The sequence below is a fragment of the Nitrospirillum guanabarense genome, from assembly GCF_034653355.1.
GTDB lineage: Bacteria > Pseudomonadota > Alphaproteobacteria > Azospirillales > Azospirillaceae > Nitrospirillum.
Map to the genome: position 1 here is coordinate 24679 of NZ_JAYEER010000001.1, position 26989 is coordinate 51667.

General features: G+C 68.2%; 20 protein-coding genes and 1 pseudogene. 9 read left to right on the top strand and 12 right to left on the bottom strand.

Annotated elements, in window-relative coordinates; genetic code table 11:
• Positions 1-244: 244 nt before the first annotated feature.
• Complete coding sequence (locus UAA55_RS00095; protein WP_322950636.1) at positions 245-3121, top strand: TonB-dependent receptor; 2877 nt, start codon at positions 245-247, stop codon at positions 3119-3121.
• 151 nt (positions 3122-3272) lie between these two features.
• Here UAA55_RS00095 and UAA55_RS00100 read toward each other — a convergent pair whose 3' ends face one another.
• The 3 genes from UAA55_RS00100 to UAA55_RS00110 all read right to left on the bottom strand — a co-directional run bounded on the left by UAA55_RS00100 (position 3273) and on the right by UAA55_RS00110 (position 5220).
• Positions 3273-3785, bottom strand: a complete 513-nt coding sequence (locus tag UAA55_RS00100; protein ID WP_322950637.1) for a flavin reductase family protein — start codon at positions 3783-3785, stop codon at positions 3273-3275.
• A gap of 252 nt (positions 3786-4037) precedes the next feature.
• Complete coding sequence (locus UAA55_RS00105; RefSeq protein WP_322950638.1) at positions 4038-4667, bottom strand: flavin reductase family protein; 630 nt, start codon at positions 4665-4667, stop codon at positions 4038-4040.
• Positions 4668-4815: 148 nt separating this feature from the next.
• On the bottom strand, positions 4816-5220 hold the full coding sequence (locus tag UAA55_RS00110; RefSeq protein ID WP_322950639.1) for a hypothetical protein: 405 nt from the start codon (positions 5218-5220) through the stop codon (positions 4816-4818).
• 299 nt (positions 5221-5519) lie between these two features.
• On the opposite strand from UAA55_RS00110, the gene UAA55_RS00115 reads away from it, so the two are divergent.
• Positions 5520-5945, top strand: a complete 426-nt coding sequence (locus tag UAA55_RS00115; protein WP_322950640.1) for a hypothetical protein — start codon at positions 5520-5522, stop codon at positions 5943-5945.
• Entirely contained in the window at positions 5861-6409 is a 549-nt protein-coding gene (locus UAA55_RS00120; protein ID WP_322950641.1) for an inorganic diphosphatase, read from the top strand. The genes UAA55_RS00115 and UAA55_RS00120 overlap by 85 nt, the downstream gene beginning before the upstream one ends.
• Here the strand turns inward: UAA55_RS00120 and UAA55_RS00130 are convergent.
• From UAA55_RS00130 to UAA55_RS00145, 4 genes and pseudogenes are all read right to left on the bottom strand, one after another.
• Positions 6399-9436: pseudogene (locus tag UAA55_RS00130) on the bottom strand (efflux RND transporter permease subunit). The gene UAA55_RS00120 and the pseudogene UAA55_RS00130 sit on opposite strands and share 11 nt — an antisense overlap.
• Entirely contained in the window at positions 9433-10473 is a 1041-nt protein-coding gene (locus UAA55_RS00135) for an efflux RND transporter periplasmic adaptor subunit (RefSeq protein ID WP_322950644.1), read from the bottom strand. The pseudogene UAA55_RS00130 and the gene UAA55_RS00135 overlap by 4 nt, the downstream one beginning before the upstream one ends.
• Entirely contained in the window at positions 10470-11870 is a 1401-nt protein-coding gene (locus UAA55_RS00140) for a TolC family protein (protein ID WP_322950645.1), read from the bottom strand. Before UAA55_RS00140 ends, UAA55_RS00135 begins: the two co-directional genes overlap by 4 nt.
• 125 nt (positions 11871-11995) lie before the next feature.
• Entirely contained in the window at positions 11996-13006 is a 1011-nt protein-coding gene (locus UAA55_RS00145; RefSeq protein ID WP_322950646.1) for a YncE family protein, read from the bottom strand.
• Between the two features lie 150 nt (positions 13007-13156).
• On the opposite strand from UAA55_RS00145, the gene UAA55_RS00150 reads away from it, so the two are divergent.
• Positions 13157-13837: a response regulator transcription factor gene (locus UAA55_RS00150; protein ID WP_322950647.1), complete on the top strand. Its 681-nt coding sequence runs from the start codon at positions 13157-13159 to the stop codon at positions 13835-13837.
• Entirely contained in the window at positions 13824-15212 is a 1389-nt protein-coding gene (locus tag UAA55_RS00155; protein WP_322950648.1) for an ATP-binding protein, read from the top strand. Before UAA55_RS00150 ends, UAA55_RS00155 begins: the two co-directional genes overlap by 14 nt.
• Here UAA55_RS00155 and UAA55_RS00160 read toward each other — a convergent pair whose 3' ends face one another.
• Positions 15213-17126 carry an AsmA family protein gene (locus tag UAA55_RS00160; protein WP_322950649.1) on the bottom strand — a complete coding sequence of 638 codons (1914 nt, stop codon included), beginning with the start codon at positions 17124-17126 and terminating at the stop codon, positions 15213-15215.
• Positions 17127-17287: 161 nt separating this feature from the next.
• Between UAA55_RS00160 and UAA55_RS00165 the strand changes: the two genes are divergently transcribed.
• Together UAA55_RS00165 and UAA55_RS00170 are read left to right on the top strand one after the other, a co-directional pair.
• Entirely contained in the window at positions 17288-17605 is a 318-nt protein-coding gene (locus UAA55_RS00165; RefSeq protein ID WP_322950650.1) for a creatininase family protein, read from the top strand.
• A gap of 55 nt (positions 17606-17660) precedes the next feature.
• Complete coding sequence (locus tag UAA55_RS00170; RefSeq protein WP_322950651.1) at positions 17661-18038, top strand: creatininase family protein; 378 nt, start codon at positions 17661-17663, stop codon at positions 18036-18038.
• A 60-nt stretch (positions 18039-18098) separates the two neighbouring features.
• On the opposite strand, the gene UAA55_RS00175 is transcribed toward UAA55_RS00170, so the two are convergent.
• Positions 18099-20510, bottom strand: a complete 2412-nt coding sequence (locus UAA55_RS00175; protein ID WP_322950652.1) for a TonB-dependent receptor plug domain-containing protein — start codon at positions 20508-20510, stop codon at positions 18099-18101.
• A 343-nt stretch (positions 20511-20853) separates the two neighbouring features.
• Between UAA55_RS00175 and UAA55_RS00180 the strand changes: the two genes are divergently transcribed.
• Positions 20854-22455, top strand: a complete 1602-nt coding sequence (locus UAA55_RS00180) for a flavin monoamine oxidase family protein (protein WP_322950653.1) — start codon at positions 20854-20856, stop codon at positions 22453-22455.
• Between the two features lie 24 nt (positions 22456-22479).
• A complete protein-coding gene (locus UAA55_RS00185; protein ID WP_322950654.1) occupies positions 22480-22980 on the top strand; it encodes a RidA family protein in 501 nt (166 codons plus the stop codon).
• A 79-nt stretch (positions 22981-23059) separates the two neighbouring features.
• Here UAA55_RS00185 and paoC read toward each other — a convergent pair whose 3' ends face one another.
• Genes paoC through paoA form a run of 3 tightly spaced genes read right to left on the bottom strand, consistent with a single transcriptional unit; the run spans position 23060 to position 26926 of the window.
• The gene (gene paoC / locus UAA55_RS00190; protein WP_322950655.1) at positions 23060-25255 is read right to left on the bottom strand and encodes an aldehyde oxidoreductase molybdenum-binding subunit PaoC; all 2196 of its coding nucleotides are present in this window, start codon (positions 25253-25255) and stop codon (positions 23060-23062) included.
• Positions 25256-25259: 4 nt separating this feature from the next.
• Positions 25260-26225, bottom strand: coding sequence for an FAD binding domain-containing protein (locus UAA55_RS00195; RefSeq protein WP_322950656.1), 966 nt, complete (start codon positions 26223-26225; stop codon positions 25260-25262).
• Entirely contained in the window at positions 26222-26926 is a 705-nt protein-coding gene (gene paoA / locus UAA55_RS00200; RefSeq protein WP_322950657.1) for an aldehyde dehydrogenase iron-sulfur subunit PaoA, read from the bottom strand. The genes UAA55_RS00195 and paoA overlap by 4 nt, the downstream gene beginning before the upstream one ends.
• Between the last annotated feature and the right edge of the window lie 63 nt (positions 26927-26989).

Consider the following 26989-nt stretch of genomic DNA (forward strand, 5'->3'; position numbering starts at 1 on the left):
GTTTCCTGGAAATGGTAACGCTACCATTTAAAAGCGCCTAGAACGTGCTGCTTGAGGGAGGGGAGCGGAATGGGACGCCTGCATTCGGCCACTGGCCGGCACACAGACACCTGGCGGTTGACGCTGACACCCTACCGCTACCGCTGACCCGTACCCGCGCGGGGAAAACCCGCGCAAAACCAGAACCTTAACAACAGACCGCCCAATCCGGAGAGGGAGCCGTGGGCGATCGGGGAGGAAAGAAATGGTATATTCAAAGAACTGGAAGGCATTGCTGACGACCACCGCCCTGGCCGGCTCCGCGCTGCTGGGCATGATGTCGATGCAGGCCTACGCCCAGACGGCGTCGACGGGCGATGACGCCGCGCTGGAGGAAATCACCGTCACCGGCATCCGGCGCAGCCTGTTGGACGCCACCGAGCAGAAGCGCAATGCCGTCGCCTTCGGCGACAGCATCTTCGCCGAGGACATCGGCAAGCTGCCGGCCACCAACCTGGCCGAAACCTTGAACCGCATCCCCGGCGTCAAATTGAACCGCGACATCGACGGCGAAGGCGTTCAGGTCTCCATCCGCGGCCTAGGCCCCAGCTTCTCCAAGGTGCTGCTGAACAACACCCAGATCGCCGTGGCGTCGGACGGCGGCACCAACGGCGGCAACGCCAACCGCGAAGTCGACCTGGACCTGTTCCCGTCCGAGCTGTTCACCCGCCTGGACGTGGAGAAGACGCCGGTCTCCTCCACCCTGGAAGGCGGCATCGCCGGCACCGTGAACCTGCACAGCGCCCGCCCCTTCGACAATGAGGGCACACACGTCACCTTGATCGGTCAGGGCCAGTACACCAACGCCGATGGCGAGGTCAGCCCCCGCGGCGCCATGGTGGCCAGCCACACCTGGGGGCCCTTCGGCGTCCTGGTCGGCGTGTCCGGCGTGAAGACCACCACCCGTATCGACGGGTTCGAGACCATCGGCTGGACCGACGGCAACCTGCCCGCCGGCAGCGGCGACGTCGGCACCGGCAACGGCTTCGTCTACGCCAGCACGGCGCCCAGGAACGTCGCCGGCCTGACCGCCGGCCAACCGGTGAACCTGGCGCAGACCTCCGGCCTGACCCTGCCGCAACTGGGCAGCGCGCAGATCCCGCGCCTGGGCCGCAACAGCTACACCTTCGGCGACCGCTCACGCGTGTCCAGCCTGCTGTCGCTGGAATACCGCCCCAGCGACGAATGGCACTTCGCCATCGACGGCCTGTGGGCGCAGTCCGACCGCGACTACCAGCGCCTGAACATGAACTGGTACGTGCGCAACTCCGGCCCCGGCACCAGCCCCACCTCCACCGGTGGCATGGTCCCCTTCAACCTGACCGTCGACAGCAACAATGTCGTGACCCAGGGCACCTTCGCCAATTCCAGCTTCTTCCTGGAAAACGACATCTTCAACCAGCATACCGAGTTCTACAACATCAACCCCACCCTGACCTGGAAGCCGTCCAAGGACTTCAAGGTCGATGCCCAGGTCAACTACGGCCACAGCACCTTCTTCCGTGAACAGCCGCAATTCGACGTGCAGACGCCGGCGCAGTCCGGCCTGGTGGTCAACTACCAGGCCAATGGCGCCAACGGCCAGCCCATCATCGTGCCCAACCGCGACCTGAACGACCCGAACCTGGGCTGGAAGTGGTACCGCGTGAACGTGCAGAACGTGTACCGCGAAACCACCACGCGCGGCGCCCACATCGACACCCAGTATGGCGACGACAACGTCAACCTGAAGGTGGGCGGCGCCTATGACATGGCCAGCCGCATCATCCGCGCCTACGACAACAGCACGGCCTTCCAGACCGCCGTTTGCGGCGCCACCTGCGACGGCAACTCCGGCCTGGTACCCAATTCCCAGATCGGCCAGTACCTGCAGCCCATGAACATCAGCGACTTCGGTCACCTGGCCGGCGGCAACGTCGGGTACACCCAGTGGATCATGACCAACCTGTCGGCGCTGGAGAAGGCCACCAACTACGACTACTACAAGCAGACGGCGCCGCAGACCCGCAGCGCCGTGACCGGCGGTTCGGTCGGCAACATCTCGGAAAAGACCTTCGGGGGATATGCCGAGGCGAACGCAAAGGACACCCTGCTGGGCCATGACGTGGCCATCAACATGGGCCTGCGTTACTTCCACACTGACCAGACGGTGACCAGCCCGCTGGTGACCGCGTCCGGCGCGCTGATCGACCAGACGCTGAGCACCGGGTACAGCGACGTGCTGCCCTCCGCCAACGTGGTCTACAGCCTGACGGACGACATCAAGCTGCGTGCGTCGGCTTCACGCAGCATCACCCGCGCCGACGCCAGCCAGTTGCTGCCGGGCACCACCTTCTCCGACATCTCGGCGCAGGTGGCCAGCGCCGGCAATCCGAACCTGAAGCCCTACACCTCCAACAACATCGACATCGGCGGTGAATGGTACACGGGCGGCCTGGGCTATATCGGCGCGGCGCTGTTCCGCAAGGACATCGACGGCTTCACCGTCACCACGCAAAGCACGGTTCCCTTCACCGCCCTGGGCATCAACTTCAGCGACCTGCAGACCAGCCAGCAGCAGGCCCTGCTGCTGCGCGGCGGCCCGAACGTGGCCACCGTGACGCTGACCCAGCCCGTGAACCTCAGCAAGCTGCTGCTGCAGGGTATTGAACTGACCTGGGTGCAGCCGCTGGACTTCATCGTCGAGGGCCTGGGCTTCTCCGCCAACGGCACGCATATCGAGCAGAGCTCCGACAGCGGCCTGTTCGCCACCGGCATCGCCCCCTACAGCTACAATCTGCAGGCCTATTATGAAGGCCACGGCGTGTCGGTCAGCGTGAACTACGTCTGGAACGACCAGTCGACAGCCGCCAACGCGCCGCAGAGCAACATCAACGAGGCGCTGATCGCCGAGGCGCGTGGCCAGTTGGATCTGTCCATGGGTTATCAGCTGCCCTTCTTCAACGACAGCCTCCGCCTGACCGTGGACGCCCTGAACATCACCAACGAACCGCTGGTGACGTTGTTCGGCCACTCCAACTCGCCTTACAGCATTTATTACCCGGGCGTGCAGGTGATCTTCGGCGCCCGCGCCAAGTTCTAAGGCCGAGATTCACCACGTTTAGTATCCCCTCCCGGACGGTCCCTGGGGTCTCCCTTCCCGGGACCGTCCAAACTTGAGTTTTGGCAGTTAAAACAAAAATCCCCGGGGGTGCCCGTCCCCCGGGGATTTCCTTTTGCGATGTTCTCGTTCATCACCCCAGTCGGCGATAGTCGCCATCGGCGTAGAGCAGTGGGTTGACCTCGGGCCGGCTGCGGGTCCACAGCACCTCGCCCACGATGACGCGGTGGCTGCCGTGCGGCAGTTCGGCGGCACGGCGGCAGATCAGCGTGGACTGGGCGCCGATCAGGCAAGGGGCGCCCATGATGTCCTCCCACACGCCGGCCTTGAAGCAGTCGGCCGTGCGGTTGGGAGCGCCGAAGGTGCGGGAAATCTCTTCCTGGTCGGCGTAGAGGATGTTGATGGCGTAGGTGTCCACCGCCAGGATGCGGTCGTGCATGCTGCCCGACTGGTTCAGCGCGATCAGGACCGAAGGCGGCTCGAAGCTCAAGGAACACAAGGCGCTGACCGTGGTACCGGCCGCCCCGTTCGCATCCCGCAACGTGACCACGGAAACGGAGGCCGCGAGGCGGCGCATGGCCTGGCGCAGGCCATCCATAATGCTGGCGGGGTCGTCAGGCGGTGGGACAGCGGGCAAAGTGGACATAAGGCCTCAATGGACAACGCGGGAGCGGGCCGCACACCTTACCTTTCGATGAAGGTGTTGCCAGCCCAATGTTTCGGCACAAGACCCAAGCGGGGGCATAGGACACCGCTTCATCCGGGATGACAAGGCGGATCAACGCTTTGTCAAAGGACCGTGCGCTGCGGTACCACATCGGCGCGCCGGGCCGTAATTGAATAGTTCTCAACAAGGGTTTGCCGCCGCCCAATCTGTCGGCGCCAGGCGCCCGATCGGTCACCCACGGGGTCTGTCCATGTCGAAGCGGGTGTCCGGCGTGATGGCGGCGTAGGCCGAGGGACCACCGCCGCGCAGAATGATGCCGGCACCGAAGGTGTCGAAGACGCCGTCGACGATGAGGTGCCGGGCGATGTGGATGGCGACGGCCTCGCCCATCACCAGCCAGGAGTCCACGGCGGTGCCGTCATGGCGCCGTAGGCGGTGGATGTCCGTCACCCGGCACTCGAAGTGGACGGGACTTTCCGCCACGCGCGGCACGTCGATGTGCACGGCCGGCAGCCGGGTCAGGCCGGCGGTCTCGAACTCGTTGGTCCCGTACGGCAGGGGGGCGCTGGTGGCGTTCATCTGTTCCGCCAGGTCGCGTGTGGCCAGGTTCCAGACGAAGGCGCCCGTTTCCTGCGCGTTGCGCAGGCTGTCCTTGGCGCTGGTGCTGCAGAAGCCGACGATGGGCGGACGGTAGTTGAACAGGTTGAAGAAGCTGTAGGGCGCCAGGTTGACGCTTCCGTCCCGCCCCTTGCTGGAGATCCAGCCGATGGGACGGGGTCCCACCATGGAATTCAGCGGATCGTGCGGCAGCCCGTGGCCCTTGGCCGGCTCGTACGAATAAAGGTCATGGTGCTGGCGCATGGCGTCCCGTTCCGGCGGTGGGGCGGCCGTTCCGCTGTCACGGCCGCCCCAAATTGCTAACCGCCTGAACATAAGGGGCCAGGCGCCCGGTTTGAACGCGGCGTCGACGCACAGGTCTGTTGCGCCATCGGCAAGACCACGGCGTCCCTTAGGCGACCTGCCTGGGCGCCACCGCCGCGGCCCCGTCACCCTGGGTGCCGTCGCCTTTGCCCTTGGGCGTGTCCTCCAGCGCGCCGATGCTGACCTGCAGCAGGCGGCTGATGCCCTCGGCGTAATCCTGGCTGGCTTTCAGGGCGAAGCGCTGGCCGCATTCCTGCAGTTCCTGAGGGGTGCGGCAGGCCAGCAGCTCGGCGCAGGCCTCCCTGTCCTCGTGCATGCGCAGTTCCCAGAAGCGGGTCATTTCCTGGAAGAAAGCCATGCCGCCATGGGCCATGCGCCCATAGGCATGCTGGATGTCGTCCAGCCAGGCGGCGTTGTCGGCCAGCATGGTGCCGAAGATGGCGTGGTTGGCTCGGTCGCTCGGTGGAAACGGTGCTTTGACAGCGTCAGGCATGGTGTCCTCCCCTCTGTTGCGATTCCCGGCACGGGGCATGGGCATGGCCCCGGCGCCGCAGGCGAGACGAACGAAGTAAGCGTAGTGGCCTCCGGCGCCCCGCGCCTTGAGATGCCTCAAGGAAGCCGGCTTCCGGGTCCCCGCTGGATGGAGTGGCGGGGCCAGCATAGCACAAGCCGCCGGACGGCCCCATCCCCCGTCCGGTCCAGCGGTCTATTGTTTTTGGCGCCGTTCCGGGAACGGAAAGGGCGGCCCGGCTCTTGAACAAATGAGCGATCATCAACGACGGAGCGCCCGCCATGGCCCACTATTCCACCGACCACGGCACCACCATCGCCCGGGCCCTGGGCAGCCCGGCCGCCACCCCCGCCACCGCCATCGACGTTCCCGCCATCGACATCGTGGAGGCGGAGGAGGCGCTGTACGTCGTCGCCGAACTGCCGGAGGACGTGCTGTCCCGCCCGTTCGCCGTGACGCTGAGGGATCGCAGCCTGGCGCTGTGGGGACCGGGGGTGCCCCGGCGGCTGGTGTCGCTGCCCTTCCGTCCCGACCCTCGACTGGTGCGGGACCGAGTTCCATCGCGGCGTGATGACCGTGACCGTGCCCAAAGCGGGATCCCTTGCGGGCTGAGAGGGGGAGCATGGATCGGACCGCCCCACATACACCGGCATTGGACCGCCTGCCGGCCTTCGATCCGGGCAGCGGCCTGGTCAACACCGTGCTAGAGACACCCAAGGGGTGTTCCGGCAAGCTGAAGTATGAGCCCGGCCAAGGTATCTTCACGCTCAGTTACCTGCTGCCGCCGGGCCAGGTCTTCCCCCACAATTTCGGCTTCATTCCAGGAACGGAAGGTCAGGACGGCGACCCCCTGGATTTGCTGCTGGTGCTGGACACGCCCCTGCCCACCGGCCTGCTGGTCAAGACGCGGCTGCTGGGCGTCATCATGGCGGAGCAGACCGACCATCGGGGCAAGACTGTCCGTAACGACCGGCTTCTGGGGGTGCCCGATCAGGCACGCGAGCCTGTCGCCGATGATCCCGTCCCCGTGCTGTCCCGGCAGTTGCTGGAGGACGTCGAGGCCTTCTTCATTGATTACAACCGCCGCCGCGGCCGCCATTTCCGCCCGGTGGGCGTGGGCGATGCGGACGAAGCCCACGCCATCCTGACGGCTGCTCTGGTCAAGGCCTGACCCCGCGTGAGGCCAGCCGGTACAAGCAGGGCATGACCAGAAGCACCAGCGGCAGTTGCACCGCCAGACCCGACAGGATGGCGATGGCCAGCGGCTGTTGCATGCCCGCCCCCTGTCCCAGACCGAAGGCCAACGGCAGCAAGGTCAGCATGGCGGCCAGCGTGGTCATGGCGATGGGACGGAAACGGTTGCGCCCGGCCTGCGACAGCCGTTCGGTCAGGGGCATGTCCGCCGGCAGGCTTTCGAATTCCGAGAAGAAGAAGATCGCCACCTCCGTCACGATGCCGATAACCATGGTCATGCCCATCATGGCGGTGATGTTCAACTCGGTACGGGTGAGCCACAGCCCCACGAACACCGCGCCGGCCGCCAGCACGGGCATGAGCAAGATGACGGTGGCAGTGACGAAGCTTTCATAAAGGAACAGCAGCAGGACGAAGACGGCGGCCACGGCCGCGGCGAACACCGTCAGCAGGCCACGGAAAGCGATGCGCTGCTGCTGGTAGAGCCCCCCAATTCATAGCGCAGGGGCGCCTTCACCAGGTGCTGGCCGTCCAACAGGGCCGTCACGTCGGCCGCGACGGAACCGATGTCCCGGCCCTCGATGCGGGCGGTGACGGCGATCATGCCCTGCAGGTTCTCCTGCCCGATCTCCGGCTCCCCGCTCACCGGCACCACAGCCGCCACCCGCTTCAAGGGAAACATGTGGCCGTCCGGTGCGCGCAGGCGGAGGTTGGCGACGTCGGTGTCGGTGGTGCGCACCGACGCCGGCACCCAGACGCGCACGCCCACCTGCTTGGTTGCCAACGCCGTCCGCAACGGCAGTTGCGTCGCCACTGCCCCTTGCAGATAATCGGCCACGGCGGCGGTGACGCCGGCCACGTCCATGCCCTCCACCGCCGCCTTGGCGGCGTCCACGCGGATGTCCAGGGCGTCCCCCGCCGGATTGATGCCGTCCTTGATGTCGACCACGCCGTCCACCTTGGCCAGGGCCGCCGCCACGGCGCGGGTGGCGGGCAGCACTGTGTCGGGATCGTCGCCGAAGATCTTGACCTCGATAGGCTGTGGCACGGCCGTCAGATCGCCGATCAGATCCTCCATCTGCTGGGCGATCTCCACCTCCAGCCCCGGCACCTCATGGGCGATGCGGGCGCGCACCTCGGCGATGACCTCATCGATGTCGCGGCGGCCGGTAGGCTTCAGGCGCACGAAATAGTCGCCCCGGTTGGCCTCGTTCAGTTCCCCGCCCAAACCGGCGCCGATGCGCCATGACCAGGTGGCGACGTCGGGCGTGTCGGCCAGGATGGCGTCGACCTGGTGCAGCAGGCGTGCGGTCTCGCTGATCGCCGTGCCGGGGGCGCTACGGTAATCCAGGACGAAGCCGCCCTCGTCCATATCGGGCATGAAGCCGGAGCCCACGGCCCGGTAGGCCAGGCCGCCCAGCACGATCAGGGGCAGCAGGCCCGCCAGCGTCAGCCAGGGCCGGGCCAGCAGGCGCGCCGACAGGCGGGCGTAACGGTCGTCCAGCCAGGCCTGCACCCTGCCGGCGCCGTGCGACCGCCGAATGTCCACCAGCCGTTCCACCGCCAACGGCACAGCCAGCCAGGTGATGACAAAAGAAAACGCCAGGCCCGAGGCCATGGTCAGCGACAGCGCCTGAAAAAAGGCGCCGGTGACGCCGTCCAGGAAGGCCAGGGGCACGAAGATGACCAGGGTCGCGGCACTGGACCCGGCCAGCGGTCGCGTGAATTCCCGTGCGGCGGCCAGGACGCCGCCCTCCCCATGCCCTTCCCGCAGTCGGCGCACGATGTGTTCCACCATGACGATGGCGTCATCGATGATCAGGCCCACCGCCGCCGCCATGCCGCCCAGGGTCATGATGTTGAAGCTGAGCCGCAGGACAGCCAGCAGCGCCACCGTGGCCGCCAGGGCCGCCGGCACCACCAGGGCGGCGATCAGGGTGATGCGCACGTCGCGCAGGAACAGCCACAGCACCAGGGCAGCCAGCACGATGCCGATCAGCACGGCGTCGCGGACGCTGGCGGCCGAGGCCAGCACCAGTTGGCTCTGGTCGTACCAGTTGCTGACGGTCACCCCCCTGGGCAGGCTGGCCGCCGCCAGCCGGTCTCGCACCAACGCCGCGATGCGCACGCTGTTGCCATCGCGCTGCTGATAGACGTTCAGCAGCACGGCGTCGTGGCCGCTGGCCGTCACCCGCGTCCACTGCGGCACGGTGCCGTCCAGCACCTGGGCCACGTCGCCCACGGTGACCATGCCGCCGGGACCGCTGGCCAGCACGACGCGGCGCACGGCGTCCAGACCGCCCAGGCTGTTGTCCGACACCACCAGGAACAGCTTGTAATGATCCTCGATGCGCCCCACGGCCTGCACCAGGCTGGCGTTGCCCACCGCCTTGACCACGTCCTCGAACGCCAGGCCATGGGCCAGCAGGCGGTCGGGATCGGCGATGACCTGGAATTCCTGCTCCGCCCCGCCGGCGACACCCACCTCGGCAACACCCTCGATGCTGGCCAGCAGGGGACGCAGCTGGTACTGCGCCAGGTCCCGCAGCCGCGTGGGCGACAGGGTATCGGAGGTCAGGCTGTAGGCGATGATGGGGAAGACCGTCGGTTCCATGCGGCGCACGGTGGCGGTGGAGCCCACCGGCAGGGTGGGCAGCACCTGCCCCACCGCCGCGTTCACCTGCAGTTCCGCCGTGGTCATATCGGTGCCCCAGGCGAAGGTGATGGACAGTTCCGCACTGCCCCGGCTGGTGGTGGAGCGCACGTCCGTGACCCCGGGCACCCGGTGCACCGCCTGTTCCAGCGGCCGCGTGGCCAGCAGCAGCATCTGCGGCGCCGGCCGGTCGCCGGCGTCCAGCGAGACACGCACCCGGGGGAAGGTCACGGTGGGAAACAGGGTGACGGGCAGGCGAACCGCCATGATCAGGCCCGCCAGCACCGGCAGGGCCAGCAGGCACAACAGCGAGCGGCGATGGGCGGCCACCCAGGCGGTGAAGCCGGTCATCGGGCTGCCTCGACCTTGACGACCGCGCCATCCTCCAGCCCGTAATTGCCCAGGATGATGACCGGCAGCTTGGGGTCCAGCGTGTCGCCGCTGACCTCCGTGCCAGCGGGGCCTTCAACGCCGGTCTCCACGCCCACGCGCCGGGCCTTCGCCCCCGCCACCTGGAACAGGTAGGCGCCTTCCGCATCCGTCAGCACCGCTTGTCGCGGGACGACATAGCCGTCGTGCCGGTCGGTGATGACGGCGATGCGGGCCGGGGTGCCCGGCAGCGCGCCGCTGCCGGCCTCCAGGACCACGGTCACATCCACCAGGCGCGTGGTGGGGTTCAGCATGCCGGCGATACCGGCCACCGTGCCATTCAAGGCCGCGCCGGTGCCCAGCAGCGGCGTCACCGTCACAGGCTGCCCCACCTTAACCGCGGTGATCTTGGTCGGGTCCACCCCCGCCACCACGCGCACGCCGGCCCCCCGGCCCAGGCGCACCACCGGCGCGCCGGGCTGGATGCGGTCGCCCAGGGCCACGGGAATGCTGTCGACATAGCCATCGAAGGGAGCGGCCAGGGTTTCGGTGGTGTGATCGGTGCCCAGACGCTGCTCCGCCTCCAGGGCGCTGCGCGCATCCCGCTCGGCCTGCTCTGCCGCCGCCACCTGGGAATTGGTCGCGAGGTGCTGGTCGCGCAAGGCGCGCGCCCGCTCCAGCTCCCCGGTGGCGAAGGTCAGGGCCGAGCGCGCCTTGGCATAGCCGGCGGCGGCCGTGGGGTCCGTCGCCAGGTCCACCAGGGGGGTACTCCTGGCCACCGGCTGGCCAGGCCGCACCAGCACGCGGGCCACTTGCCCCGCCCGCTGGAAGCTGACGTTGACCAGGGCGTCGCTGTCCGGCGTCAGGGTGCCATAACCGCCGACGGTGACGCTGACCACCTGGCGGACCAGGGGCGCGGCGCGCACGGTGACGACGGGAGCCGGCTCTTCGGCGGCATGGGCGCCACCGGCCAGCAGGATCGCGGCCAGCAGCGTGGCGCGCAGGGCGGACTTGGTCATGGGGTCGCCTTCTCGGTCGCGTCTGGGGCCGTGGCCAGGTTTTCCGGCAGGTCGCCGCCGATCAGGGTCATCAGGTCGACGCGCTGTTCCTGCACCGCCTGGTCCAGCTTCAGCGCCTCAAGCCGGCGGGACAGCAGGGTGCCCTGCAGGTCGGCGAAGGTGCGCTCATCCAGGCTGCCGGCGCGGAAAGCGGCATCGGCGTCGGCCGCTGCCCGTTCCAAGGTGGCGATGCTGTCGGCCGTCGCCCGCGCCTGAGCCTCCAGCTGGTCCAGGGCCAGCAGGCCTTGGCCGACGCCGGCCACCGCGGCGTCCAGGCGCGCCTGATAGTCCTGGCGCAGCTGCTCCCGTGTCGCGCGCTGCACGGCGATGGCGCCCTGGTTGCCATCGAACAGGGGCAAGTTGATGGACAGGGCCAGGCTTTGCGTCTTGACGTTGGAGGTGTCGCGGGCGCGGTTGCTGCCGATGCTGAGGGCCGGGAACTGGCCCAGGACCGCCTGCCACACCGCCTGCTCCTGCGCCTGGTAGCCGGCCTTCAGCGCCAGCAGGTCGGGCCGGCGGCCGGCCAATTGCGGCAGGTCGGCCCGGATGCGGTCGGCCGGCGGCAGGGGTAGGTCGCCGGCCGTCAGGGGCGCCAGGGCCAAGGGGGCGGCTGGCGTCAGGCCCAGCAGGGCGTTCAGGTCCATACGGTTGCGCAAGGCCTGCTGCTCCAGGTCATGCAGCTGAGTTTCCACGCCGTTCAGCGCCGCCAGGTCGCTGACGACGTTGGGCAGGGTTTCGTCCCCCCGGCCCATGGCGGTGCCGGTGCGGCGGTAGCGGTCGGCGAACAGGGCGCGATTGGCCTCCAGCACGGCGCGCTGGCGCTCGAAGGCCTGGGCCCGCACCACCAGCAGCCGCGCCTGGGACACCACCTGCCATTCCTGCCACAACAGGTCCAGCTCCGCCCCCCGCAAGGTGGCCGCCGCCGCGTCCTTGCGGGAGGATCGGGTGAGGAAGGGCATGACGTCCTGCATCAGGCCGATGGTGAAGGCGTCCATCACCGCGGGGCCCGAGGTGAGGAAGCCGTAGTCGACCGACAGCTGCGGGTTGGGCAGCAGGCCCGCCGTGAACGCCTCCGCCACCGCCACGCCATGCTGGGCGCGGGCGCCCTTGAGCCCGGGATTGCGGGCCACGGCCACCATGGCCACCGCGTCGATATCCAGCGGGCGGGCCGGGTCGACCGTGTGGCGGCGCAGGGACGGCAGGGGCATGGCCGCCGGATCCACAGTGATGCCCGCCAGGCCCCCCGCCAGGTCGGGCCCGTCGGCCAGGGGGGCCGGGCTGTAGCTGGCGCAGCCGGCCAGGCAGGTCCCGGCCAGCAGGCAGGCCAGGCCCCGTGATTTCCAAATACGTGGGATCATGCGATGCGTTCTGGAAGAAGAGGTCGCGAATTCATGACGCAGGACGCCAGAAGGCGCGGACACCCTCCATTGACTTTTCAGTTAGTCTTCGACACTCACACATTTGTCATGGGTGGAGACGACCTTCATTGGACTGGTTCCAGCACCAGCAAATGGAAGCTGCCCGGCACCGGCTTCGGCCGTCGCCCGGCCTCGCCCTCGAAGGTCGCCGTCGGCAGATAGACGCGACCGGTCACGGGGTCCAACGCACCGGTGCGCGCGCCCTTTTCCGTTGGCACGATGGCGGTGACGGCGGGCACGCCCCGGGCATCCTGGCTCAACACCGCCAACACGCCGTCGTGGCCGCAGGGGATCAGGAAGCGGTGGTTCTTGGCATCCAGGATGACGGCGTCGGCGCCCTTGCCGATGGGCAGGCTGGCCAGGACATGGCCGTCGGCGGCGTTCATGGCCACCGCGCGCCCGCTGGAGCAGGCGGTCACCAGCACGCCCGTCGCCGGATCCAGCGCCAGGCCGGTGGGACCGTCGCAGTCCGGCAGGGGCCGTCGCGCCAGCACGGCGCGGCCGGGCAGGTCGACCACCACCAGCTCGTTCCTGTCCTCCACATTCACGTACAGGTGCCCCTGCGCGTCCATGGCGGCGAATTCAAGCGCCCCACCCACGGCGATATGGCCGACGACGGCCCGGGCCGCAGGGTCGATCAGCGTGATATCTCCCTGCTTGCCGTCCATCACCGCGACCTGTCCATCAGCCTGGACCACGGCATCCGGCTTGGCGCCCGTGGGCAGGCTGGCCAGGACGGCGCCGTCGGCCGTGTTGAACAGGGTGGCGGTGTTGCTGTCGCCATTGGTGCTGACGGCGAGGCCGCCGCCCAGCGGCAACACGCCGTGCACCCGCTGGCCCGGCACCAAATTAGGCGTCAGCCGGCCGCTGCCCAGATCCAACACCAGTACCCCGTCGCCCCGGGCGACGTAGAGCCGGCGGGCCTCGGCGTCCACGCTGGCATAATCCCACGCCCCGTCGGGGATGGCGATGCTGGCGGCCTTGCGATAAGGGACATCGGCGGCCAGGGCAGGCCCAATGGCGGCAAGGCCGGCGGACAGGAGGACGACGGCGGAGATGGACACATGGCTGAGCATGGCGGCGAACTTCCGAGCGGTGGGACCCGTCCGCTCAATAACCGCATCGCCAAGGCCGGAGCGCTAACTTTTGCGTTAGGGCCGCTGTCCTTGGATGCCCTGCGACACTAAGGCCGCTATCGTGCGCCCAGATGCTTGGAGCACCCGGACATGCCCAGAATATTGGTGATCGAGGATGAGGAGCGAACGGCGCGCGAGATCGTGGACGCCTTGAAGGCCGAGGGCTATGCCGTCGACCTGTGCGCCGATGGTCCCGCCGGGCTGGCGGCGGCGCGCGGCGGGCACTATGACGCCATCACCCTGGACCGCCTGCTGCCGGGCTTGGACGGACTGAGCCTGCTGGCCGACCTGCGCCGCGAGGGGGTGACCACGCCGGTGCTGGTGGTCAGCGCGCTGGACGGGGTTGACGACAAGGTGCGCGGCCTGCGGGCCGGGGGCGACGACTACCTGACCAAGCCCTTCGCCCTGGCGGAGCTGGCGGCGCGGGTCATGGCCCTGGCCCGCCGCCGGGCGGACAAGCCCGCAGGCACCCTGCTGCAGGCGGGCCCCATCGTCATGGACCTGATGGACCGGCGGGCCACGCGCGGGGCGCGGGACCTGGACCTGACGCCCCGGGAATTCCGCTTGCTGGAATATTTCGTGCGCAACGCGGAACAGACCCTGACCCGCAGCATGCTGTACCAGGCGGTGTGGGAATACAGCTTCGACCCCGGCACCAACGTCATCGACGTCCATATCGGCCGCCTGCGCCGCAAGGTGGACTGGGATAACGAGGACCCGATGATCCGCACCGTGCGCGGCGGGGGCTGGCGCCTGCATGCCCCGGATTGAGCGGCTTCGCCTGGCGGATCTGCCACGCACCACGGCCTTCCGCATGACCCTGCTGTTCGGCGTGCTGATGATCACGGCCGTGCTGCTGGTCCTGGGTTTCGTCTATTGGCGCACCGGCGTGTTCCTGACCCGCCGGCTGGATGACACCCTGGTGCGCGAGACCGAGGAGTTCCTGCGCACCTCCGTGCCCGAGCAGACCACCCATATCGATAGCCTGGTGGACAGCGACGGCCGGGGATACTGGAAGGCCCTGCTGCTGGCGCCGGACGGTCACGTCCTGGCCGGAAACCTGCCGGCAATGCCACCCGAACTGGCGGGCGTCGACGGCAAGGTCCATGCCCTGCCCCACGGTGCCGGGCCGGCGCCGCAGCAGCATCACAAGGCGCGCGGCCTGGCCCGGCGGTTGCCGGACGGTGGCGTCCTGGTGCTGGCCCTGCGCACGGACGAGGTGCATGAGGTGCGCGAGCTGATTCTGCGCGCCATGGCCGCCGGCCTGGTGGGTAGCGTGGGCCTGGCCCTGGCGGGCGGCTTGGCGTTGAGCTTCGGTACCCTGCGTCGCATCGAGGCCATCCACCGCGCCAGTGCCACCATCATGGCGGGCGACCTGTCGCAACGCCTGCCCACGCGCGGGTCCGGTGACGATTTCGACAAGCTGACCGCCATCGTCAACGCCATGCTGGGCAAGATCGAGGGGCTGATCGGCGACGTGAAGGCGGCGGGCGACAACATCGCCCATGATCTGCGCACCCCCCTCACCCGCCTGCGTACCCGGCTGGAGGGCGCCCTGCGCCGGGGCGGCGATGTCGAGGCCCATCGCGCCGCCATGGAAGACGCCATCAGCGACGCCGATCAGATCCTGGCCACGTTCCGCGCCCTGCTGCGCATCGCGGAGGTGGAGGACGGCCGCCGCCGGGCCGCCTTCGCCCCCGTGGACCCCGCCGCCCTGGCGATCGCCGCCGCCGAACTGTATGAGCCCCTGGCCACCGCCCAGGGCCTGGCCTTCGCTGCCGACATCCAGCCCGCTGGCGCGGTCACCGGTGACGCCGATCTGCTGTTCGAGGCCTTGGGCAACCTGTTGGACAACGCCATCAAGTTCACGCCCCCCGGCGGCGCGGTCAGCCTGACCCTGCGGCAAGAGGCGGGCCGGGCGCCGGAAATGGTCGTGCGTGACACCGGCCCCGGCATCACCCCGGAGCAGCGGGAGGCGATGTTTCGCCGCTTCACCCGCGGTGACCATGCCCGCCACACGCCGGGCAACGGCCTGGGCCTTAGCCTGGTGGCCGCCGTGGTGCAACTGCACGGCTTCCACCTGGACATGGAGGATGGGCAGCCGGGCTGTGTCATGCGCATCCGGCTGGGCCACGGGGCGGGCTAGCTACTCCGCCGCCAGCAGTTGCCGGGTCAGGCCATCGCAGTCCACGTCGTCGGCGCCGCCAAAGTCGGGCAGCGGGATGGGGATCAGGCGGCCGATGGTGATGCGGGGGGACCGGATCTTGCCCCTGACCACCACGGGGGCACGCAAGTCCAGGAGATCGAACTTCTTGGTGTCAGCCGTGATTTCCGTATCCACCTCCTGCGTCTTCAGCCGCACCTCACCGTTGACGTGGACCACCGATTTACGGGTGTCCATCAGGGTGCGGTCAAAAGCCACCTGGCCGTGGTTGAAATTCAGGCGGCCCAGGGCGCAGCGGATGGGGATCTGGTCGTCGCCGGTGATGTACAGCACCAGGGCGTCGGCGATCTGCAGGCCGGCCAGGCTGACCATCAGCGAACTGATGGTGCCGCCGGACATGGTGACGACGATATTGCCTGTGGCCGACCCCATGACCTCCGCCAGGGAATGGCCGTTGCCCACCAACTGCACGCGGCCCCGCAGCTTGCCCTTGGTGGTGTCGAAATAGTCCGACCCGCGGAAGAAGGTCTTCAGATCCACATCCTGGTAAGCCAGGTTGGCGCGGGTCTGCGGGTTATCGGTGCGGGCGTCCAGCGCCATGGTGCCGGCCAGGGCGCCACCAGCCACGTTCATGCGCAACGGGTCCACGGACGCCTGCCCATCCTGGACGCGGACGCGGAGATTCAGGGCCGTCACCGGCAGGTAGTCGGGTGCCACCACGTGGCGGGCGTCCAGGCTGACGTCCATGTTCATGGCGCGCAGCCGTTCCATTTTCAGCGGCACGTCGGGAAACAGATCCCCCTTCACCTCCAACTGGGCCTGGGTCTTCTTCTGCTCCACCGAGACGTTGCCCTTGGCGCCGGGCGTGGCGCCCACCAGGGGGGCCAGGTCGGCGAAAGCCAGGTGGTCGGACGTGAGATGGGCCGTGAGGAAAGACGGCTTGGCATGGTGGTCGATGGCGATGTCCCCGGCCAGGTCGCTGTCGCCCGCGTGCCAGGCCATGTCCACCACCCGCCAGACGCCGGGCTCATGCGTCAGCTTGCCATTGATGCGATACGGCGGCGTCGGCGGACCCGGGATGCCCAGCAAGGGAAAGATGTCCGCCAGGTTGGGGCCGGACAGCGCCACCTGCACGTTGGAACCTGTGAATTGGAAGGGATCCTCCAGGGTGCCGTTCACCGTCAGCTTGGTGGCCCCGTAATCGACCTTCAGGTCCACGGGATACGGCTGGTCCGTGTCGCGCAGCATCAGAACGCTGCCGCCGACGAAATGAACGGTCAGGGGCTGGTTCTCGATGCTGCCCTTCAGGTCCAGCTCGGCCTTGGGTTCGGCGGGGGCCTGGCCGGTGGCCGTCCGCACCGTGCCGTCGAGGTTCAGCTTGCGCTTGGCGTCGCGATAGCTGACGCGGCCATCGTCGATCTCCAACCGGCCGATCAGCGGCACCTCATCCCGGCTTTCGGGCTTCAGCTGGTTCACGGTGCCGCTGGCCACGGGACTTTCCCCCGGGCTCCAGTTCCATTGTTCCTGGTCGTTCTTTTCCAGCGCCACGACCGGCTGGCGCAGGATCAACTGGGGAAACACAAGGTCGCGGTGCAGGAGCAGTGGTTTGAGCTCGATATCCAGTTCGATCCGCTTGGCCGTGAACAGGTGCGGCGCCTGGCCCCAGTCGGTGTTGGAGACCTGGACGTCGTCCAGCAGGATGTGGGTCACCCAGCCCCAATGGACGGAGATCTTGCCGATCTTGGTCTTGCGTCCAGAAAAGGCGTCGGCCCGGTTTTCCAGCTGAGCGCGCACATAGTCGGACGTGACGAAGAAATAGACCCCCGCTCCGGCCAGCAGCACCAGCACAACCAGTACCCCCAAGGACCAGCCGATTATCTTGAATGCCCGTCGCATGGCCCAAATCCGTAAAGCACGTTCCGTCCAGCAAGCCCAACGTTCATCCCGTCCCAGCCAACCGCCAAGGTGGTGTCGCGGTTCCCTCGGATGCTTTTGGGATGCCTTTGCCGGCTGCCGCCCCTATGGTGGCGGCCAATAAGGCTTTGAGGAACGAACCCATGCTGTTGCACCTGTCCACCTGGTCGGAGACCGAGCGCCATCTGGAACGCTCCAAGACCATCGTCATCCCCATCGGCTCCAATGAGCAGCACGGCCCCACCGGCCTGCTGGGGACGGACTGGCTGTGCCCGGAGATCATCGCGCACGAGGCGCACAAGGGCGGCGCCGACATCCTGGTGGGGCCCACGTTCAACATCGGCATGGCCCAGCACCATCTGGGCTTCCCCGGGACCATCAGCCTGCGTCCCTCCACCTTCATGGCGGCGATCGGCGACTGGGTGCGGTCCCTGGCCGTGCACGGTTTCGAGCGGATCTGATTTCCTGAACGGCCATGGCGGCAACGTCGCCACCATCGAGGCCGCCTTCTCCGAATTGTATGCCGAGGCCAGCTTCGCCAAGCGCCGCGCCGGCTTCGCCCTCAAGCTGCGCAACTGGTGGGACCTGCCTGGCGTCAACGCCCTGGCGCAGCAGCTGTTCCCCGCCGGCCACGGCAGCCACGCCACCCCGTCGGAAATCGCGGTGACGCAATGGGCGTATCCGGACGCCATCAAATCCGCCGAGTACACGCCCAAGGTCGCCGGCTCCGGCCCCATCCGGGAGGCGTTGGACTTCCGCGCCCGGCATCCGGACGGCCGCATGGGGTCCGACCCGGCGCTGGCCACGCCGGAAAAGGGTGGCCAGCTGGTGCGGCTGGCGGTGATCGGCCTGGTGGCCGAGGTCGCGGCCTTCGGCAACGAGCCCACCGTCTAAAACGTGAAGAAGGGGGCCTTGCGACGTCGCAAGGCCCCCTTCCCATCACCGGCCGACCTGTCAGAAGTCGGCCGACAGCTTGACGTAGTAATAGCCACCGTTGAAGCCATAGGGCGTGTTCTGCGGGTAGGTATCGACATTGATGCCGAACCAGCGCGTGGCCGGATTGGTCTTGCCCGGGTAGCGGTCGAACAGGTTCTGCGCCCCCAGATCGACGCGGAAACCCTGCGTGACGCGATACCCGATGTTGAGGTCGGTCAGGAAAGCCGGGCTGACGGCGCGGGCCACGTAGTCGCCCACGCTGCTGTAATCGTGCGCCACGTAATAGCTGTGGCCCCAGCGCGTCTCCCGCAGGGTCACATCCCACGGTCCCAGCGTCCAGTTGGCGGCCAGCGAAATCTTGCTGCGCGGATCGTAGGAGGTCAGCGAGGTGATGGCCGTGGCGTCCAGGATGGTCACGCCCGCCAGGGCCTTGGGCGCGGGCTGCTGCTTCAGGATGCTGGTGACGTTGTAGTTGCCGGCCAGCGTCCACTTGATGGCGCCCAGGTTCGCCAAGTCGGTGGTGTAATCCAGGTTGAGGTCGGCGCCTTGGGTGCGGGTGTCCACGCCGTTGAGGTAGAAGGTGACGGAGGTGTTGCCCGCCGATATGCCCGCCGGCAGGCTGGCGCCATTGGCCAAGATGGCCGCCTGGGCCAGGGAACCCGACAGGGCGCCGGAGTTGATGATGCGGTTCTGGATCTCGACCTGGTAGAAATCCAGGGTGGCGTGCAGGCCCGGCACCGGTTCCAGCACCAGCCCGGCGCTATACTCCGTAGAGGTCTCGGGCTTCAGCGCCTGGACCCCCAGCAGCTTGGCGCCCGGGGAGTTCACCGGCAACTGCAGCGAGGCTGACGTCGGGCTGACGTTCAGGGCCGAGAAGTACTGTTGCGCCAGGGTCGGAGCGCGGAAGCCGTTACCCACCGCCCCGCGCACCGCCAGCCAGGGCGTGATGTCATACCGGCTGATCACCCGCCCGCTTTCGCTGTCGCCGAAGTCGTCATAGTGCTCGATACGGCCGGCCAGTTCGAACTGCCAGTTGCGCAGCAGCTGGGTCGACAGGTCGATGTAGCCCGCGGCGCTGTTGCGATCCGCCGTGTGCGCGTCCGTGGGGGTGAAGCCGGCATAGGAGGCGGAGCCGCCAGCGGCGTAGGAGGCGTATTCGCCGGCGTCGACCTCATAGACCTCATGCCGGTGTTCCAGGCCCCAGGCGACGTTCACCGGCTTGGCGAACAGGCCGACGTCGAATTCCCGCACCAGGTCCAGGTTGGTGGTCTGCTGGGTGGACACCAGCTTGCCGGCGTTGAAGCTGGTCTGCTTGGCATAGGCCGCGTTGTAGAAGCCGCTGCCGGCATTGGCCAGGTTGGGGTTGCCGGAATTGATGACGCCGATGGCCAGCCAATCATGGCCATAGGTGCTGCTGAGATCCCAACGCCAGCCGGCCAGGTTGTCGCCCCGGGCACCCAGGGTGAAGCCGACGTCGTATTCGTCGGCCGTCTCCTCGGGGAAGAAGCCGTTGGGCCAAAGGGCGGGAATGCGGGAACCGGGGCGCCAGTTCTCATAGGATTCCGCCGACCGGTGGCTGGCCGTGCCGAAGCTATAGAAGGTGACGCTGGGGGTCAGCGGAGCCTCGGCGTTATAGCCGACATTGACCACGTCGCTCAGCGGATCGCCATAGATGCGCCCCTTGACGACGGTGCCCGACGGGGCGCGGGGATCGTCGCCCGTGCGGTTGGTGAAGTCGTGGTGACGGTAGTCGGCCGTCACGTTCAGGAAGCCGCCGTCGCCCAGGTCGAAGCCGTGGAAGATGGAGCCCTGGGCCGTGGCGCCGTCGCCCCGGCCGGTGATGCCGCCCAGGGTGGAGACGTGGGTGCCGCTTTCCGCCTTCTTCAGGATGATGTTGATGACGCCAGCGATGGCGTCGGACCCGTATTGCGCGGCGGCGCCATCGCGCAGCACCTCAATATGGTCGATGGAATCCAGCGGGATGAAGTCCAGGTCGGCGGGGTTTGAGCCGCCGTTGGGCCCGCCGTCGGCATAGATGTTCGCGGAATTGTGCCGCCGCTTGCCATTCACCAGCACCAGGGTCTGCCCGGGGCTCAAGCCCCGCAGGCGGGCGGAGCGCACCAGGTTGCCGACGTCACCGCCGAACTGGTCGGCGGTGAAGGACGGCAGGGTGCCGCGCAAGGCGTCCAGCAGGTTGGTCTGGCCGGTGGCCTGCAGCGTCTCGCCGCCCAACACCTCGATGGAGGTCAGGCTGTCCTGCACCCTTTTTCCAGCCTCACGGGTGCCGGTGACAATGATCTCGCTCAGGTCTTCGGCGGCGGCGGGCGCCGGATCGGCGGCCCAGGCGGTGGCAGGCAGCGTTGTCGCCAGGGCCACGCCGGCCAAAAGGCGGATCTGAGGACGACGGTGACGCGACACGGGAAACGGCATGGGATGGCCCCCTTCGGATTTTCTTGATTGGGATTTTGCTATGGCCTGCCGGCGCCACGAGGCGTTGCGGCGGGCACACCCAGGGTTGTCGCCCCTGCGTGCACCGCACAAATTGGATTGCCCAATGTGTCTATTGAGCCGCCGTCAAACTATAAGCAATGAAGTGGAGTCTTGGATTTGCACTACGGTGATAAGCAGCGCATATGGCAAAATCGATGCGCGGTTTTTAAAATATTAAACTATCCAATTTAACGAATTGGATGTTGATTTTAATTTAATATCGTCCCGCGCCACGGCCCGCCACTGTCCCTGGTATCAAGGGATGCGTGGAGGAATCTTGAAAATGGCCATCACCCGTCGGGGCCTGCTGGCACGGGCGGCCCAGTGGGGCGGCTACGCCGCCGCCTACGGCACCATGAACGCCCTGGGCCTGATGCCCGTGGCCACCGCCTATGCCGGGCCGCCCGCCCTGCCCGCCACCACCGGCCGGGGACGCCGGGTGGCGATACTGGGCGCCGGCATCGCCGGCCTGGTGACGGCCTATGAGCTGGAGCGCGCGGGCTTTGAGGTCGTGGTGTTGGAGGCGCGGGCCCGCGTCGGCGGCCGTACCTGGTCCATCCGCGACGGCGACCGCATCGAACTGGTGGGTGAGGCCGAGCAGAAGGCCCAACTGTCACCCGGCCTCTACTTCAACGCCGGCCCCGCCCGCATCCCCAGCCACCACCAGGGACTGCTGGGCTATGCCCGGACCCTGAAGGTGCCGCTGGAGGTGGAGGTGAACAGCAGCCGCAGCGCCCTGATTCAGACCAAAACGGCCAACGGCGGCCAGCCCATTCAGCAGCGCCAGGCGGTGAACGACGTGCGCGGCAGCCTGTCGGAGCTGCTGGCCAGGGCCACCCAGCGCGGCGCCCTGGACCAGGAGCTGACGGCGGAGGACAAGGAGCGTCTGCTGGCCTTCCTGAAATCCTACGGCGACCTGTCGCCGGAGGGCCGCTATGACGGGTCGAACCGGTCCGGGTACATCCAGCCGCCCGGGGCGGCCGACCAGGTGGGAACGAAGCGCGCGCCCCTGCCCCTGCGCGACCTGCTGGGGGAGGACACGGTGCCGCCCGCCATCCTGTTCGAAGAGAACATCCTGATGCAGGCCACCATGTTCCAGCCCGTGGGTGGCATGGACCGCATCCCCGTGGCATTGGCCAAGGCGCTGCGGGCCACGCCCCTGCGGAACGCTGTGGTCGAACAGATCCGCTCCACCGCCAGCGGCGTCACCGTCCGATATCGCGACAGGCTGGGCGGCCAGCGTCGCGAAGTGGCCGCCGACTACGCCGTGGTCACCATTCCCCTGCCCGTCCTGGCCGGCATCGACAGCGATTTCCCCGCCCCGGTGAAGGCCGCGATCGCCGGCGCCATCTATGACGCCGCCAATAAGGTGGCCTTCGAGGCCCCCCGCTTCTGGGAGCGGGAACAGATCTACGGCGGCATCTCATACACCGGTGGGGAGACCTCGCTGATCTGGTACCCCAGCGGCGGCTTTCACCAGGAAACCGGTTTGCTGGTCGCGACGTACAACGCCGGCCAGACGGCGGCGGCCTTCCAGAAGCGCCCGCTGGCGGAGCAGGTGGCGTTGGCCCGCGCCTCGGTCGAGCGCCTGCACCCCGGCCACGGGGGCGACCTCGCCAGGCCACTGGTGGTGAACTGGACCAAGGTGCCATTCAACCAGGGGCCCTGGCTGCACTGGGACCAGGACGGCAACGATCCCGCCGCCTACGCCCTGCTGAACCAGCCCACCGGTCGGGTCTATTTCAGCGGCGCCCATCTCAGCCAGTTGCCCAGCTGGCAGGAGGGTGGTGTTCTGGCGGCCCAGCGCACGGTGGTCGAGCTGGCCCGCCGGGTTGCCGCCGACGCTCTGGCCGGCCCGGCACCCAAGGCCGCCCAACACGGATAACAGTCGAAAAGGAGATCCCAGGAAATGCGTTTGCCCGTCCTGTTGACCACCCTGGCCCTGCTGGCCGCCACGCCCGCTTTGGCCGAAACCGGCATCGTCCGCACCCAAGGCCCCAACGCCGACAGCCCCATCGCCGCCGCTGTGACCGTACCCGCCGGGGCGGAGACGGTGTATCTCAGCGGCGCGCTGGCCTCCGTCATCGATCCCAACGCCCCGAAGGGCAGCGTCCAGGCCTATGGCGACACCCAGGCGCAGACCTTGAGCGTGCTGGGCAAGCTGAAGGCCACGCTGGAAGGGCTGGGCTATGGGCTGGGCGATGTGGTGCAGGCCCACGTCTTCCTGGCGGGCGATCCCAACAAGGGCGGCGACATCGACTTCGCCGGCCTGCAGGCCGCCTGGACACAATACTTTGGCACGGCGGCCCAACCCAACAAGCCGGCGCGCAGCACGGTGAAGGTGGCGGCGCTGGTGCTGCCCGGCGCCCTGGTGGAGATCGAGGTGACCGCCGCCAGGGTGAAGCGCTGACCTGACGGTTACGGCGCTGTGTCGTCCAGCCACAGCGCCACCCAGGCCAGGGGCACAAGGCAAGGGTGGGCTAAAGGCGTCAGGCGATGTCCGGCAGGTGGTCCAGAATCTTGTCCAGGGTGATGGGATAGTCCCGCACCCGCACACCGGTGGCGTTGTAGATGGCGTTGGCGACGGCCGCCCCCACGCCGCAGATGCCCAGCTCGCCCACGCCCTTAGCCTTCATGGGGGAGGAGATGGGGTCGACCTCATCCAGGAAGACCACCTCCTGGTGCGGGATGTCGGCATGCACCGGCACCTCATAACCGGCTAGGTCGTGATTGACGAAGAATCCCCGGCGCTTGTCCACCGCCAGTTCCTCCATCAAGGCGGCCCCCGCCCCCATGGTCATGGCGCCGATGACCTGGCTGCGGGCGGATTTGGGGTTCAGGATGCGGCCGGCGGCGCAGACCGCCAGCATACGGCGCAGCCGCACCTCCCCCGTGGCGACATCCACCGCCACTTCCACGAAATGGCCGGCGAAGGTGGATTGCTGGTATTTCTTGTCCAGGTCGCCGTATTCGATCATGTCTTCCGCCACCAGCTCCCCGTCCCTGGCCGCCTGTCCCAGGGGCACCGTGTGCCCCCCGGATGAGACCTGTCCGTCGGCGAAGCGCGGCTCGGCGGCGTTGAAGCCCAGCTTCCGCGCCACGGCTTGGCGCAGCTTCATACAGGCCGCATAGACGCCCGCCGTCGAATTGTTGGCGCCCCACTGCCCGCCGGAGCCGCAGGAGACGGGGAAGCCGCTGTCGCCCAGGCGCACCGCCACCTTGTCCAGCGGCACCCCCATGGTTTCCGCCGCCGTCTGGGCGATGATTGTGTAGGTGCCGGTGCCGATGTCGGTCATGTCCGTTTCCACCGTCACCATGCCCTGGCCGTCCAACCGCACGCGGGCGGCGGATTTGGTCACCAGGTTGTTGCGGAAGCCCGCCGCCACGCCCATACCCACCAGCCAGCGGCCCTCGCGCACACTGGCGGGCTTTGGGTTACGCTTGGCCCAGCCGAAGCGCTGGGCCCCCTGCTGCAGGCAGGCGATCAACTGGCGTTGCGAGAACGGGCGGCCCGGCTTTTCCGGGTCCTCCTGCGTGTCGTTCAGGATGCGGAACTGGATGGGGTCCATGCCAAGCTTTTCCGCCATCTCATCCATGGCGACCTCCAGCGCCATCAGGCCAGGCGCCTCACCGGGGGCACGCATGGCGTTGCCTTCCGGCAGGTCCAGCACGGCCAAGCGCATGGCGGTCAGACGGTTGGCCCCGGCGTACAGCAGGCGGGTCTGCTGCACCGCCGTTTCCGGCTTGCCGCCGGGCAGATCGCCGGACCAGCTTTCATGGCCGATGGCGGTGATCCTGCCGTCCCGCGTGGCGCCGATGCGGATGCGCTGGATGGTGGCCGGGCGGTGGGTGGTGTTGTTGAACATCAGGGGTCGGGTCAGCGCCACCTTCACCGGCCGCCCCGCCGCCTTGGCACCCAGGGCCGCCATCAGCGCGTCACTGCGCACGAACAGCTTGCCGCCGAAGCCACCACCGATGTAGGGCGAGATCAGGCGGATATTTTCCTCAGGCATGCCAAGGGTTTGCGCCACGTCCTTGACGCCCCAGTTGATCATCTGGTTGGACGTCCACAGGGTCAGCTTGTCGCCGTTCCAGGCGGCGATGGTGGCGTGTGGCTCCATCATTGCGTGGCCCTGGTCGGGCGTGGTGTAGGTGGCGTCCAACCGAACCGGCGCGGCCGCGAAGGCGCCGGCGAAATCACCGATGGCGCTGTCCGGCTCGTCCTTGGCCACCGTCGCGCCGTCGCGCGCGGCCGCCAAGTCGTAGGCGCCGTTCTCCGCCTGATACGCCACCCTGATCAGCCCGGCGGCGTCCCGCGCCTGCTCGAACGTCTCCGCCACCACCAGCGCCACGGCCTGATGGTAATGCTGGATTTCCGGCCCACCCAGCAGCGCGGCGGTGTTCCATTTGCCCTTGCCCAGCTTGCCGGCGTTCTCCGCCGTCACGACGGCGATGACGCCGGGAACGGCCCGGGCGGCGGCGGCATCCAGGGCGGTGATACGACCCTTGGCGATGCCGGCGCCCAGGATGAAACCGTAAGCCTGGTTGGCCACCACGCCGTGCCGTTCATAGGCGTAGGGCGCGGTGCCCGTGGTCTTCAGCGGCCCGTCGATGCGGTCGGTGGCCTTGCCCACCACCTTCAGCTGGTCGATGGGGTTGGTGCCGGCGGGGGTGTCGAACTTCATGGCCTTACCCCCTCGCCTCGATCAGCACGGCGGCCAGCGTACGCTCGGCCAGCTTGACCTTGAACCTGTTGTCCGCGGTGGCGCGCGCATCGGCCAGCAGGACGGCGGTGACATCCTTGGCGCCCTGTCGCATGTGCGCCTCCGCCGCCTCCACCCGCCAGGGCTTGGGCGCCACGCCCCCCAGCGCCACCCGGCCCCATGCGATCCCGTTGGGGCCGTCGGGCTGCACGATGGCGGCGACGGAAACCAGCGCGAAGGCGTAGGAGGCGCGATCGCGCACCTTGTGATACAGCTGCGCGCCGCCCACCGGCTTGGGCAGGGTCACGGCCGTGATCAGTTCCCCCCGCTCCAGTGTCGTTTCCACATGCGGGGTGTCGCCCGGCAGGCGGTGCAGGTCCGCGATGGGAATGGCGCGGGTGGCGCCGCCGGGGCGCACCGTTTCCACCGTCGCGTCCAGCACCCGCATGGCCACGGCCATGTCGCTGGGGTGGGTGGCGATGCAGGCGTCGCTGATGCCGACCACGCCCAGCTGCCGCGTCACGCCGCCGATGGCGGAGCAGCCGCTGCCCGGCTGGCGCTTGTTGCAGGGTTGGTTGGGGTCGTAGAAATAAGGACAGCGGGTCCGTTGCAGCAGGTTGCCGGCGGTGGTGGCCACGTTGCGCAGCTGGCCGGAGGCGCCGGCCACCAGGGCGCGGCTCAACACCCCGTAATGCCGCCGCACCCGCATGTCGGCCGCCAGATCCGTGTTGCGCACCAGGGCGCCGATGCGCAGGCCGCCCTCGGCCGTATCCTCGATCCTGTCCAGCCCCAGGCCGTTCACGTCGATCAGATGGGCCGGCGTCTCGATCTGCAGCTTCATCAGGTCCAGCAGGTTGGTGCCGCCGGCGATGAAGCGGGCGCCGGGGATGCTGGCCGCCTTGGCCACGGCGTCGGCCGGGGACGTGGCGCGCTCATAGGTGAAGGGCCTCATGCCGGATCCTTCCCGTTTTGTTGGCCCGCCGTGCGCTGGCCCGCGACCTCGGCCATGGCGTCCAGGATGTTGGAGTAGGCGCCGCAACGGCAGATGTTGCCGCTCATCCGTTCCCGCATTTCCGCATTGGTGGCCCGGGGCGCGTCGGCCAGGCTGGCGGTGACGTGGCTGGGAATGCCGGCCTTGATCTCCTCCAGAACGGCAACGGCGGAACAGATCTGGCCCGGCGTGCAATAGCCGCACTGATAGCCGTCATGCTTCACGAAAGCGGCCTGCATGGGGTGCAACTTGTCCGGCATACCCAGCCCTTCCACCGTCGTGACGCTGCCGCCCTCATGCATGACGGCCAGGGTCAGGCAGGAATTGACGCGGCGGCCGTCGACGATGACGGTGCAGGCGCCGCACTGGCCATGGTCGCAGCCTTTCTTGGTGCCAGTCAGGCGCAGGTGCTCGCGCAGCGCGTCCAGCAGGGTGGTGCGGGTATCCACCTCCAGCGTGCGCGCGGCGCCGTTCACGGTGAAGGACACTTTGTTCATGACGGGGTTCATGGCGGGCACCGGACCAGGACGGGGGGCGGACGGCGCATCGCCATCGGCCGGCATAGCCTGGCCGTGGCGCGGCGTCGCCGTCAAGGCGGCGGACGCGGCGGCCCCCAGCAAGAGCCCGCGCCGGCTGACGTCGGCATTACCAAGATTTCGCATGTCGTCCCCTTTGCCCAACTGCCCAGCGATCCTGCCCAGGCCCCACTCCTGAACCCGGCTGGC

Excerpts from the sequence above, each read along its gene's own strand:
- UAA55_RS00145 (WP_322950646.1), bottom strand. The coding sequence starts at position 13,006 with ATGCTCAGCCATGTGTCCATCTCCGCCGTCGTCCTCCTGTCCGCCGGC.
- UAA55_RS00095 (WP_322950636.1), top strand. The coding sequence starts at position 245 with ATGGTATATTCAAAGAACTGGAAGGCATTGCTGACGACCACCGCCCTG.
- UAA55_RS00135 (WP_322950644.1), bottom strand. The coding sequence starts at position 10,473 with ATGACCAAGTCCGCCCTGCGCGCCACGCTGCTGGCCGCGATCCTGCTG.
- UAA55_RS00175 (WP_322950652.1), bottom strand. The coding sequence starts at position 20,510 with ATGCCGTTTCCCGTGTCGCGTCACCGTCGTCCTCAGATCCGCCTTTTG.
- UAA55_RS00195 (WP_322950656.1), bottom strand. The coding sequence starts at position 26,225 with ATGAGGCCCTTCACCTATGAGCGCGCCACGTCCCCGGCCGACGCCGTG.
- UAA55_RS00120 (WP_322950641.1), top strand. The coding sequence starts at position 5,861 with ATGGATCGGACCGCCCCACATACACCGGCATTGGACCGCCTGCCGGCC.
- UAA55_RS00115 (WP_322950640.1), top strand. The coding sequence starts at position 5,520 with ATGGCCCACTATTCCACCGACCACGGCACCACCATCGCCCGGGCCCTG.
- UAA55_RS00185 (WP_322950654.1), top strand. The coding sequence starts at position 22,480 with ATGCGTTTGCCCGTCCTGTTGACCACCCTGGCCCTGCTGGCCGCCACG.
- paoC (WP_322950655.1), bottom strand. The coding sequence starts at position 25,255 with ATGAAGTTCGACACCCCCGCCGGCACCAACCCCATCGACCAGCTGAAG.
- UAA55_RS00155 (WP_322950648.1), top strand. The coding sequence starts at position 13,824 with ATGCCCCGGATTGAGCGGCTTCGCCTGGCGGATCTGCCACGCACCACG.
- UAA55_RS00140 (WP_322950645.1), bottom strand. The coding sequence starts at position 11,870 with ATGATCCCACGTATTTGGAAATCACGGGGCCTGGCCTGCCTGCTGGCC.
- UAA55_RS00165 (WP_322950650.1), top strand. The coding sequence starts at position 17,288 with ATGCTGTTGCACCTGTCCACCTGGTCGGAGACCGAGCGCCATCTGGAA.
- UAA55_RS00110 (WP_322950639.1), bottom strand. The coding sequence starts at position 5,220 with ATGCCTGACGCTGTCAAAGCACCGTTTCCACCGAGCGACCGAGCCAAC.
- paoA (WP_322950657.1), bottom strand. The coding sequence starts at position 26,926 with ATGCGAAATCTTGGTAATGCCGACGTCAGCCGGCGCGGGCTCTTGCTG.
- UAA55_RS00160 (WP_322950649.1), bottom strand. The coding sequence starts at position 17,126 with ATGCGACGGGCATTCAAGATAATCGGCTGGTCCTTGGGGGTACTGGTT.
- UAA55_RS00180 (WP_322950653.1), top strand. The coding sequence starts at position 20,854 with ATGGCCATCACCCGTCGGGGCCTGCTGGCACGGGCGGCCCAGTGGGGC.
- UAA55_RS00150 (WP_322950647.1), top strand. The coding sequence starts at position 13,157 with ATGCCCAGAATATTGGTGATCGAGGATGAGGAGCGAACGGCGCGCGAG.
- UAA55_RS00105 (WP_322950638.1), bottom strand. The coding sequence starts at position 4,667 with ATGCGCCAGCACCATGACCTTTATTCGTACGAGCCGGCCAAGGGCCAC.
- UAA55_RS00100 (WP_322950637.1), bottom strand. The coding sequence starts at position 3,785 with ATGTCCACTTTGCCCGCTGTCCCACCGCCTGACGACCCCGCCAGCATT.